The sequence below is a fragment of the Methylobacterium crusticola genome (genome assembly GCF_003574465.1).
GTDB classification, from domain to species: domain Bacteria; phylum Pseudomonadota; class Alphaproteobacteria; order Rhizobiales; family Beijerinckiaceae; genus Methylobacterium; species Methylobacterium crusticola.
Genome location: NZ_QOWC01000261.1, coordinates 1 through 9347, shown reverse-complemented (window position 1 = coordinate 9347; position 9347 = coordinate 1). Strand labels below are relative to the sequence as shown.

The window sequence follows — 9347 nt, the reverse complement described above, 5'->3', positions numbered from 1 at the left end:
CGGGCGCCCTGCGGGCGGCGGCGCTGGACCGCGAGGCGCGCGAGATGAACCGCCTCAAGGCCCTGACCCGGGTCGGCATGGGGCGCTGCCAGGGGCGGGTCTGCGGGCACGCCGCCGCCGAGATCCTGGCCCGCAGCCTCGGGGTGCCGGTGGCGGCGGTCGGGCGCCTGCGCGCCCAGCCCCCGGTGAAGCCGATCCCGATGCGGGAGCCGGCGCCGTGACGGAGCGGCTCGCGGTCGACGTCGCCATCGTGGGGGGCGGCACCGGCGCCTGCGCGGCCGCGGTCGCCCTGCGCGAGGCCGGCCTCACCGTCGCGGTGATCGAGAAGCGGCTCTGCGGCGGCGGCGCGAGCGGGGTGAATTTCGGCGGCGTGCGCCAGCAGGGCCGGCACCTCGCCGAGCTGCCGCTGTCGCGCCGCGCCCGGGCGCTCTGGGACGGGCTCGACGCCCGCCTGGGGGAGGACGTCGCGTTCGAGGCGAGCGGGCACGTGAAGCTCGCCCGCTCGGAGGCCGACATGGCCGCCCTCGAGGCCTACGCCCGGAGCGCCGACGGGCACGGGCTCGACCTCCAGCTCCTCGGCCCCAACGCGGTCAGGGCCGCGATGCCGTGGCTCGGGACCGCGGTGGTCGGCGCCTCGCTCTCGCCGACGGACGGGCAGGCCAATCCCCGGGTCGTCGGGCCCGCCTTCGCGCGCCTCGCGCGGCGCCTCGGCGCCGAGGTGCGCGAGCACGCCCCCGTCCGCCACGCCGCCCGGGCGGGGGAGGGCTTCGTGGTCGAGGCCGAGGGGCTCGCCGTGCGCAGCCGGCTCCTCGTCAACGCCGCCGGCGCCTTCGCCGGCACGGTGGCGGGCTGGTTCGGGGAGGCGGCGCCGGTGGCGCCCCTGCGGCCCAACATGGTGGTGACGGAGCCCCTGCCGTTCCGGGTGCCGCGCTCGATCGGCGTCGTCGGGGGCGACGTCTACGTGCGCCAGGTCCGCCGCGGCAACGTGATCCTGGGCGGCGGGCGCGGCACGGGCGACCCGGCCGACGACCTCGCCCGGCCGGCGGGCGCGAGCGCCCGCGGCGCCATGGGCCGCACCCTGGCGCTGATCCCGGACCTCGCCCACGCCCAGGTCATCCGCACCTGGAGCGGCCTCGACGGCGAGATGCCCGACCACATCCCGGTCATCGGCCCCTCCGCCACCACGCCTGGCCTGGTTCATGCCTTCGGCTTCTCGGGCCACGGCTTCCAGCTCGGCCCCGTGGTGGGCGAGATCCTGGCCGAGCTCGTGACGCGGGGACGCTCGGCCCTGCCGCTCCATCCCTTCCGCATCGAGCGATTCGCCGGCTGGCGGGGCGGGCCGCACCTATCGGCGGGCGAGATCGAGCACTAGAGCGTTTTCCGGCGAAGTGGACACCGGTTCGCCGCAGACAATGCGGCAGACTCAAAAACCTGGAGCAGCGGCCGATTGCAGCGTGATCGGATGCTGCTCTAGCCTCGCGGGCGGGGCCCGGGACCGGCCAGGAACCATCAGGGGAACACCACGATGAGACGACTCTTCTTCGCCGGGGCCCTGATCGCCGCCGCCTGCCCGGCGGCCGCCAAGACGCTGACCATCGGCATGGCCGCCGCCGACGTCAGCCAGCTCGACCCGTTCCGGGCCACCACGACCCAGGACAAGCCCGTCGTCTCCTGGATCTTCAACGGCCTCGTGCGCTTCAAGCCGGGCTCGACCAGCCTCGAGACGCTCGAGCCCGACCTCGCCGAGTCCTGGACCCGCTCCGAGGACGGCCGCACCTGGACCTTCCGCCTGCGCAAGGGCGTGAAGTTCCACGGCGATTACGGCGAGATGACCGCCGACGACGTGGTGTTCTCCCTCAGGCGCGCGGCCGACCCGAAATCCTCCTCCTTCGCCACGGACTACGCGGCCTTCGAGACCGTCGAGGCGCCCGATCCCTACACGGTGAGGATCACCCTCAGGCAGCCGGTGCCCTCGCTGCTCGGCCTCGTGGCGAACTACCACGGCGGCAACGTGCTCAGCCGCCGGGCCGTGGAGGCGCTCGGGGCGGATTTCCGCCTCAAGCCCGTCGGCACCGGGCCCTTCGCGTTCACCGAGTACAGGCCGAACGAGAGCGTGCGGCTCACCGCCAACCCGGGCTACTTCCGCGGCGCCCCGAAGCTCGACGGCATCCTGTACCGCCTGATCCCGGCGGACGCCGCCCGCGACCTCGCCTTCACGTCGGGGGAGCTCGACGTGGTCTACGGCCGCCAGGACCAGCGCTGGGCCGAGCGCTTCGCCCGGGAGGCCGACGTCTCGGTCGACATCGTGCGGCCGGCCGAGCTCGCCCTCCTGCACCTCAACGCGGCCCACAAGCCCCTCGACGACCGGCGCGTGCGCCTCGCCATCGCGTCCGCCATCAGCCAGGACCAGATCGTCCAGTTCAAGGGCAAGAGCGTCACCGAGCCCGCGGTCTCGATCATCCCCAAGGGCTACCTCGGCACCGACGACAAGGCGCCGCTGCCGCCCTACGACCCCGCCAGGGCCAAGGCGCTGCTCGCGGAGGCGGGCTTCCCCAACGGGCTCACCATCACGGCGATCCAGACCAGCCTGCCCACCATGCTGACGGCGATGCAGATCGTGCAGGGCCAGCTCAAGAAGGCCGGCATCGACCTGAAGCTCGACGTGGTCGACCACCAGACCTTCCACGCCCAGATCCGCAAGGACATGTCGGACGTCGTCTACTACGCCGCGGCGCGCTTCCCCGTGGCCGACACCTACCTGACGCAGTTCTTCGACTCGGCCTCGACGGTGGGCAAGCCCGGCGCCGTGACGAACTTCTCGCATTGCAGCGGCGCCGACGCCGAGATCACGGCGGCCCGCACGGAGGCGAACCCGGAGACCCAGAAGGCGCTCTGGAAGGAGGCGCAGCGCAAGGTCATCGAGCAGGTCTGCGCCGTGCCGCTCTCCGAGGGCCTCCAGGTCTGGGCCCACCGCAGGAGCGTGGATTTCGGCTACGACTTCAAGGGCGCGATCCATCTCGGCCCGGTGATCACGGAGGCGACCGACAAGAAGTAGCGGCCGCCCGCGCGGGCCCGCCCCGAGGGGCCGCCGCGCGGGGCTGCGCCGACCCCCCTCTCACCGAGCGACGGAATCCGGGCCGCGCATGATCCAGTTCATCCTCAAGCGGCTCCTGCTGGCGGTGCCGACGCTGGTCGCGGTGCTGACCGTGGTGTTCGTGCTGGTGCGGGTGGTGCCGGGCGACCCCACCATCGTGATCCTGGGGGACCAGGCCAGCGAGGCGGCGCGCGCCGACCTGCGCGCCAGGCTCGGCCTCGACCGGCCGATCCTCGTGCAGTACCTCGCCTTCATGGGCGAGGTGGCGACCGGCGACATCGGCCGCTCGCTCACCACCAACCGGCCGGTGCTGGAGGACGTGGCCCACGTCCTGCCCTACACGATCGAGCTGACGCTCGCGGCCCTCGTCATCGGGGTCGGGATCGGGGTGCCGCTCGGGGTCGTGGCGGCGCGGCGGCGCGACGGGCTCGCCGACTGGCTCGCCCGCATCGTCTCCCTGGCCGGGGTCTCGTTCCCGGCCTTCGTGTCGGGCATCCTCCTGCTGATCGTGTTCGCCGTGGAGCTGCGCTGGTTCCCGGTGATCTCGACGCCCCGCACCGGCTCCCTCCTCGACCGCCTGGGCGCCCTGGTGCTGCCGGCCCTGAACCTCGGCCTCCTGATGGTCGCCTACGTCACCCGGGTGACGCGCTCGGGCATGCTCAAGGCGCTGTCCGAGGATTACGTCCGCACCGCCCGGGCCAAGGGGATGCCGGGCCGGATCGTCGTCTGGCGCCACGCCCTGCGCAACGTCCTGGTGCCGGTCGTCACCGTGGTCGGGCTCTATCTCGGCGTGCTGATCGGCAACGCGGTGCTCACCGAGATCGTCTTCAACCGGCCGGGCCTCGGCAAGCTCATCGTGACGGCGCTCACCCAGCGCGACTACAGCCTGCTCCAGGGCCTGATGGTGGTCTCGGCCTTCGCCATCGTGATCGCCAACGTGCTCACCGACATCACCTACGGCTTCGTCGACCCGCGGGTCTCGGCCTCGTGAGCGCGGCCCTCGCCTCCGCCCCGAGCGCCTGGCGGCGCGCCACCCGCTCGCCGGGCCTCGTCGTCGGCCTCGCCGTCGTCGTCGCCGTGGTGGCGCTGGCGCTCGCCGCGCCCTGGATCGCGCCCTACGATCCCAACGAGCAGGACGTGCTCTCGCCCCTCGCCCCGCCCTCGGCCGCGCACTGGTTCGGCACCGACTTCTTCGGCCGGGACGTGCTGTCGCGGGTGATCTGGGGCGCCCGCATCTCCCTGTCGGTGGGCTTCCTCGCCACCGCCGCGGGCGTCGTCGCCGGCACGGTGATCGGGATCGTGGCGGGCTATTGCGGCGGCTGGACCGACCGGCTGATCACCGCCGCCACCGACGTGCTGCTGAGCTTCCCCCAGCTCATCATGGGGCTCCTGCTCGTGGCCGTGCTGGGGCCGAGCATCGGCAACCTGATCCTCGCCATCGCGGTCACGGCCGTGCCGGCCTTCATCCGCATCGCCCGCGGCTCGACGCTCGCCATGCGGCAGCGCGACTTCGTGGATGCCTGCCGGGCCCTCGGCTTCTCGGACCTGCGCATCATGTTCGGCCACCTGCTGCCGAACATCATGGATGAGGTCGTGGTGCTGGCCTCGCTCTGGCTCGCCACGGCGATCCGCACGGAATCGACGCTCGCCTTCATCGGCCTCGGCGTGCCGCCGCCGACCGCGACCTGGGGCGGCATCGTGCGCGAGGGCTTCGACAACCTGCTCGACGCGCCCTGGCTGTCGATCTTCCCGAGCCTCGCGATCCTCGCGGTGATGATCGGCCTCAACCTGATCGGCGACGGCCTGCGCGACGCCACCGACCCGCGGGGAGCGCCATGAGCGAGGCCGCCACGAACGGAGCCGCCACGAACGGGGCCGCCCCGGCGCCCGCGCGGGCGGGCGCCACGCGGGTGCCGGGGGCGGACCTCCTCCGGGTGGAGGGGCTCACGACCCAGATCCGCATCGGCGCGACCTGGTTCGACGCCGTGCGGGAGGTCTCCTTCGCGGTCCAGGGCGGCGAGACGCTGGCCCTCGTCGGCGAATCGGGCTGCGGCAAGAGCCTCACCGCCCTCTCGATCATGGGGCTCCTCGCCCCGCGGGTCGGCCGGGTCGCGGCCGGGCGCATCACCGTCGACGGGGTCGACATGACGGCGGCCTCGGAGCGCCAGCGCGAGGCGATGCGGGGCGACCGCCTGGCGATGATCTTCCAGGAGCCCATGACCTCGCTGAACCCGGTGCTCACCGTCGGCTTCCAGATCGGCGAGGCGCTGACGCGCCACCGCGGCCTGTCCCGCCGGGCGGCCCGGGCCCGGGCGATCGCGCTCCTCGACCGGGTGCGGGTGCCCTCCGCGGCGGCCCGCATCGACGCCTACCCGCACCAGTTCTCGGGGGGCATGCGCCAGCGCGTGATGATCGCGATGGCGCTCGCCTGCGGCCCCCGGGTCCTCGTCGCCGACGAGCCGACCACGGCCCTCGACGTCACCATCCAGGCGCAGGTGCTGGCCCTCCTCGCCGACATCCAGCGCCGGGAGGGCCTCGCGGTGCTGCTCATCACCCACAACCTCGGGGTCGTGGCCTCGGTGGCCGACCGGGTGCTGGTGATGTACGGCGGCGACGTGGTGGAGAGCGCCCCCGTGCGGGCCTTCTTCGCGCGGCCGACGCACCCCTACGCGGAGGGCCTGCTGCGGGCGATGCCCCGGGTCGACCGGGTGCAGGAGCTGGCCGCCATCCCGGGGCAGGTGCCGACCCTGGGCGAGATGCCCGACGGCTGCCGCTTCCAGTCCCGCTGCCCGCTCAGGGTCGAGCGCTGCCGCGAGCGTCCGCCGCTCGCGGCCCTGCCGGGCCGGCCCGACCACGCGGTGCGCTGCTGGGTGAGGGCCGCGTGAGCGCCGGGCCCCTGCTCGAGGTCGAGGGCCTCTCGAAGACCTTCACGATCCGGCGCGGCTTCCCGGTCGCCCGGACCGCCACCGTGCGGGCCCTCGACGGGGTGTCGTTCCGGGTCGGGCGCGCCGAGGCGCTCGGCATCGTCGGCGAGTCGGGCTGCGGCAAGTCCACCACCGCCCGGGTCGCCCTGCGGCTGACCCCGGCCGACGGCGGCGCGGTGCGCTTCGACGAGCAGGACGTGCTGGGGGCCTCCGCGGGCGCCATGCGGGCCCTGCGCCGGCGCATGCAGATCGTGTTCCAGGACCCGGCCTCCGCCCTCGATCCGCGCCAGCGCATCGGCGCGTCCCTGGGCGAGCCCCTCCGGGTCCACGGGATCGCCCGCGGGGCCGCCCTGCGGGCGCGGGTCGCCGACCTCCTCGGCGAGGTCGGCCTGCCGGCGAGCGCGGCCGGGCGCTTCCCGCACGAGTTCTCGGGCGGCCAGCGCCAGCGCATCGGCATCGCCCGGGCCCTGGCGCTCGGTCCCGACCTGATCTTCGCCGACGAGCCGGTCTCGGCCCTCGACGTCTCGGTGCAGGCCCAGATCCTGCGGCTGCTCGAATCCCTGCGGCAGGCCCGCAACCTGGCCTTCGTGTTCATCTCGCACGACCTCGGGGTCGTGCGGCACTTCTGCCAGCGCGTCACCGTGATGTATCTCGGGCGGGTGGTCGAATCGGGCCCGGTCGGCCCCCTGTTCGAGGAGCCGCTCCACCCCTACACCCAGCTCCTCAAGGTCTCCTCCCCGGTGCCGGACCCCGAGCGGCCGGTGGCCATGACCCTCCAGGAGGGCGAGCCGCCCTCGCCCCTGAGCCCGCCGGCGGGCTGCCACTTCCACCCGCGCTGCCCGCACGCCTTCGACCGCTGCCGGGCCGAGGCGCCGCCCCTGCGCGAGGCCGCCCCCGGCCGCGCGGTCGCCTGCCACCTCTACGCGCAGGCGTGAGGGCCGGGCGCCGGCGCCCCCTTCAGGCGTCGGGCCCGAGCAGGGGCCCGAGGCGCTCCGCGAGCGTCCCGGCATGGGGCTCGGCCATCATGGTGACGTGGTCGCCCGGCACCGGCACCTCGCGCACCGGCGCGCCGGAGGCCGCCGCCCAGGGCCCGGCGCCCGGGGAGGTGCCGTCCGCGGCCCGGAACAGCGTGATCGCCACCGGCGAGGCGGGCGGGCGGTAGGCGCGACGGGCGGCCCGGTGCGCGGCCGCGACCGCGAGAAGGCGGCGCAGGCCCTCCTCCCCGTCCGGGACCGGGGCGAGGCCCGCGCGCTCGAAGGCCGCGGCGGCCCGGGCGACCTGGACGGCGGGCGGGAGGCCGCGCAGGGCCGCCTCGGTCAGGCCGGTGGCGCGGCCGGTGAAGCGCTCGAAGGCCGAGGCCGCCCCGGCGAGGAGGCGGGCGCCCGCCGCCTCCCCGGCCTCCTCCGGCTCAGGGGGCGCGTGCGGGGCCGGGGGATCGAACAGGGCGAGGAGCGCGACGCTCTCGCCGGCGGCGGCGAGCTGGCGGGCCATCTCGTAGGCCACCACGCCCCCCAGGGAGTGGCCGCCGATCCGGTAGGGCCCGGCCGGCCGCAGGGCGCGCAGGGCCGCGACGTAGTCCGCCGCCATCGCGACGAGGTCGCGGTGGGGCGCGGCCTCGCCGTCGAGCCCCCGCGCCTGCACGGCGTCGACCGGGCCGCCGGGCGCGAGGCGGCGCACCAGCGGCAGGTAGTTCAGCACCGTGCCGCCGCCGGTATGGACGAGGAACAGCTCCGCCGGGCCGGTCCCGGCCCGGAGCCGGACGAGGGGCGGGGCCGGCCCCGGCTGGCGCCGGATCACGGCGGCGAGGTGGCGGATGGTCGGGCCCTCGAACAGGGCGGCGAGCGGCACCTTGCGGCCGAGCGCCTGCTCGATCCGCACGAGGAGGCGCAGGGCGAGGAGCGAGTGGCCGCCGAGGTCGAAGAAGTCGTCGGCGATGCCCACCGCCTCGGTGCCGAGAAGGTCCCGCCAGATCTCGGCGAGGCGCCACTCCACGGCGTCGCGCGGCAGGGCGGCCGGCTCCGGGCCGTCCGGCTCCGGCGCGGGCAGGCGCGCCCGGTCGAGCTTCTGGTTGGCGCTGAGCGGCAGGGCGTCCAGGAACGCGAAGGCCTCCGGGATCATCGGGGCCGGGAGGTGGAGGCGCAGGTGCTCGCGCAGGGCGCGGGCGCTCGGGGCCGCGCCGGGCTCGGGCACCACGTAGGCGGCGAGCCGCGCCACCCCGGCGGCGTCCTCCCGCGCCAGCACCGCGCAGGCCCCGACGCCCGGGGCGGCGCGCAGGGCCGCCGCCACCTCGGCGGGCTCGACGCGCACGCCCCGCACCTTCACCTGGTCGTCGAGGCGCCCGAGGAAGCGCACGAGCCCGTCGGCCCCGATCACCCCGCGGTCGCCCGTGAGGTAGAGCCGGTCGTCGGGATCGTCGCCCCACGGGTTGGCGACGAAGCGGCGCGCGGTCTCCTCCGGATCGTCCCAGTAGCCGAGGCTGCGGAACGGCGTGCGGACCGCGATCTCGCCCGGCTCGAACAGGCCGCAGGGCCGGCCGGCCGGGCCGAGCACCAGGACCTGGCTCTGCGGCAGGGGGGCGCCGAGGGGCTGGATGCCGGGGCACGGGTCGGGCGGGACGACGTAGTGGCACTTGGCGAGCGTCGTCTCGGTCGGGCCGTACAGGTTGACGACGGCGCCCGCCCCCGGGAAGGCGCGGCGCCAGCGCGCGACGAGCGAGGCCGCGAGGGGCTCGCCGGCGAAGAACGCGTGCCGGAGCGCCGGGAGCGACGCCCGGGGAGCGCCGGCGAGCCACGCCTCCGCGACCGACGGCACGGTGTGCAGCCGCGTGATGCCCTGCCGCTCCAGCCAGTCCGGGATGCCGGCCTCGGCGGTGGCGGTGCCGGCGGGGGGCAGCACCAGGGTGGCGCCGGAGACGAGCGGCAGGAAGACGTCCCGCAGCACGACGTCGAAGGACAGGCCGGTGAGCTGGGCGCAGCGGTCGCCCGCGCCGACCCCGAAGGTCTCGCGCTGCCAGGCCAGGAAGTGGGCGAGCCCCCCGTGGCTGCCGAGCACGGCCTTCGGGGTCCCGGTGCTGCCCGAGGTGAAGAACAGGTAGGCCGGGGCCCCGTCGGACACCCGGGCGGGTGCCCCGCAGGGCACCCGGGCGGGTGCCCCGCAGGGCACCCGGGCGGGTGCCTCGCAGGGCACCCGCGGGAGCGCCCCGCACGGCACCCCGGAGGCCCGCCCGGCCCCGGTCCCGGCCGGGTCGGCCGGGCCGCCCTGCGCGTCGAGGCCGAGGCAGACGAGGCCCGGGGCGGCGCGCAGGGCCGCCTGCGCGTCGTCCGCGGGCC

General features: G+C 75.8%; 8 protein-coding genes. 7 read left to right on the top strand and 1 reads right to left on the bottom strand.

The genetic code is table 11. From position 1 onward, the window contains the following. The 7 genes from DT057_RS32355 to DT057_RS32325 form a co-directional block, all read left to right on the top strand. Positions 1–221 (top strand): bacterioferritin-associated ferredoxin (locus DT057_RS32355; protein WP_203236441.1); only part of this gene is annotated, 221 nt, incomplete at its 5' end. Continuing rightward, on the top strand, positions 218–1372 hold the full coding sequence (locus DT057_RS32350; RefSeq protein ID WP_128566138.1) for an NAD(P)/FAD-dependent oxidoreductase: 1155 nt from the start codon (positions 218–220) through the stop codon (positions 1370–1372). The genes DT057_RS32355 and DT057_RS32350, both read left to right, overlap by 4 nt. A 153-nt stretch (positions 1373–1525) precedes the next feature. Then, positions 1526–3055, top strand: coding sequence for an ABC transporter substrate-binding protein (locus tag DT057_RS32345; protein ID WP_128566137.1), 1530 nt, complete (start codon positions 1526–1528; stop codon positions 3053–3055). 88 nt (positions 3056–3143) lie between these two features. Further along, the gene (locus DT057_RS32340) at positions 3144–4085 is read left to right on the top strand and encodes an ABC transporter permease (RefSeq protein WP_128566136.1); all 942 of its coding nucleotides are present in this window, start codon (positions 3144–3146) and stop codon (positions 4083–4085) included. Beyond that, positions 4082–4933: an ABC transporter permease gene (locus DT057_RS32335; protein WP_128566135.1), complete on the top strand. Its 852-nt coding sequence runs from the start codon at positions 4082–4084 to the stop codon at positions 4931–4933. The genes DT057_RS32340 and DT057_RS32335 overlap by 4 nt, the downstream gene beginning before the upstream one ends. Beyond that, positions 4930–5979, top strand: a complete 1050-nt coding sequence (locus tag DT057_RS32330; RefSeq protein ID WP_128566134.1) for an ABC transporter ATP-binding protein — start codon at positions 4930–4932, stop codon at positions 5977–5979. Before DT057_RS32335 ends, DT057_RS32330 begins: the two co-directional genes overlap by 4 nt. Then, positions 5976–6953 carry an ABC transporter ATP-binding protein gene (locus DT057_RS32325; RefSeq protein WP_203236440.1) on the top strand — a complete coding sequence of 326 codons (978 nt, stop codon included), beginning with the start codon at positions 5976–5978 and terminating at the stop codon, positions 6951–6953. Before DT057_RS32330 ends, DT057_RS32325 begins: the two co-directional genes overlap by 4 nt. A 22-nt stretch (positions 6954–6975) precedes the next feature. Here DT057_RS32325 and DT057_RS32320 read toward each other — a convergent pair. After that, positions 6976–9347, bottom strand: a 2372-nt coding sequence (locus DT057_RS32320; protein WP_162501576.1) for a non-ribosomal peptide synthetase, incomplete at its 5' end; no start/stop codon positions are given.

Excerpts from the sequence above, each read along its gene's own strand:
- DT057_RS32345 (WP_128566137.1), top strand. The coding sequence starts at position 1,526 with ATGAGACGACTCTTCTTCGCCGGGGCCCTGATCGCCGCCGCCTGCCCG.
- DT057_RS32340 (WP_128566136.1), top strand. The coding sequence starts at position 3,144 with ATGATCCAGTTCATCCTCAAGCGGCTCCTGCTGGCGGTGCCGACGCTG.
- DT057_RS32330 (WP_128566134.1), top strand. The coding sequence starts at position 4,930 with ATGAGCGAGGCCGCCACGAACGGAGCCGCCACGAACGGGGCCGCCCCG.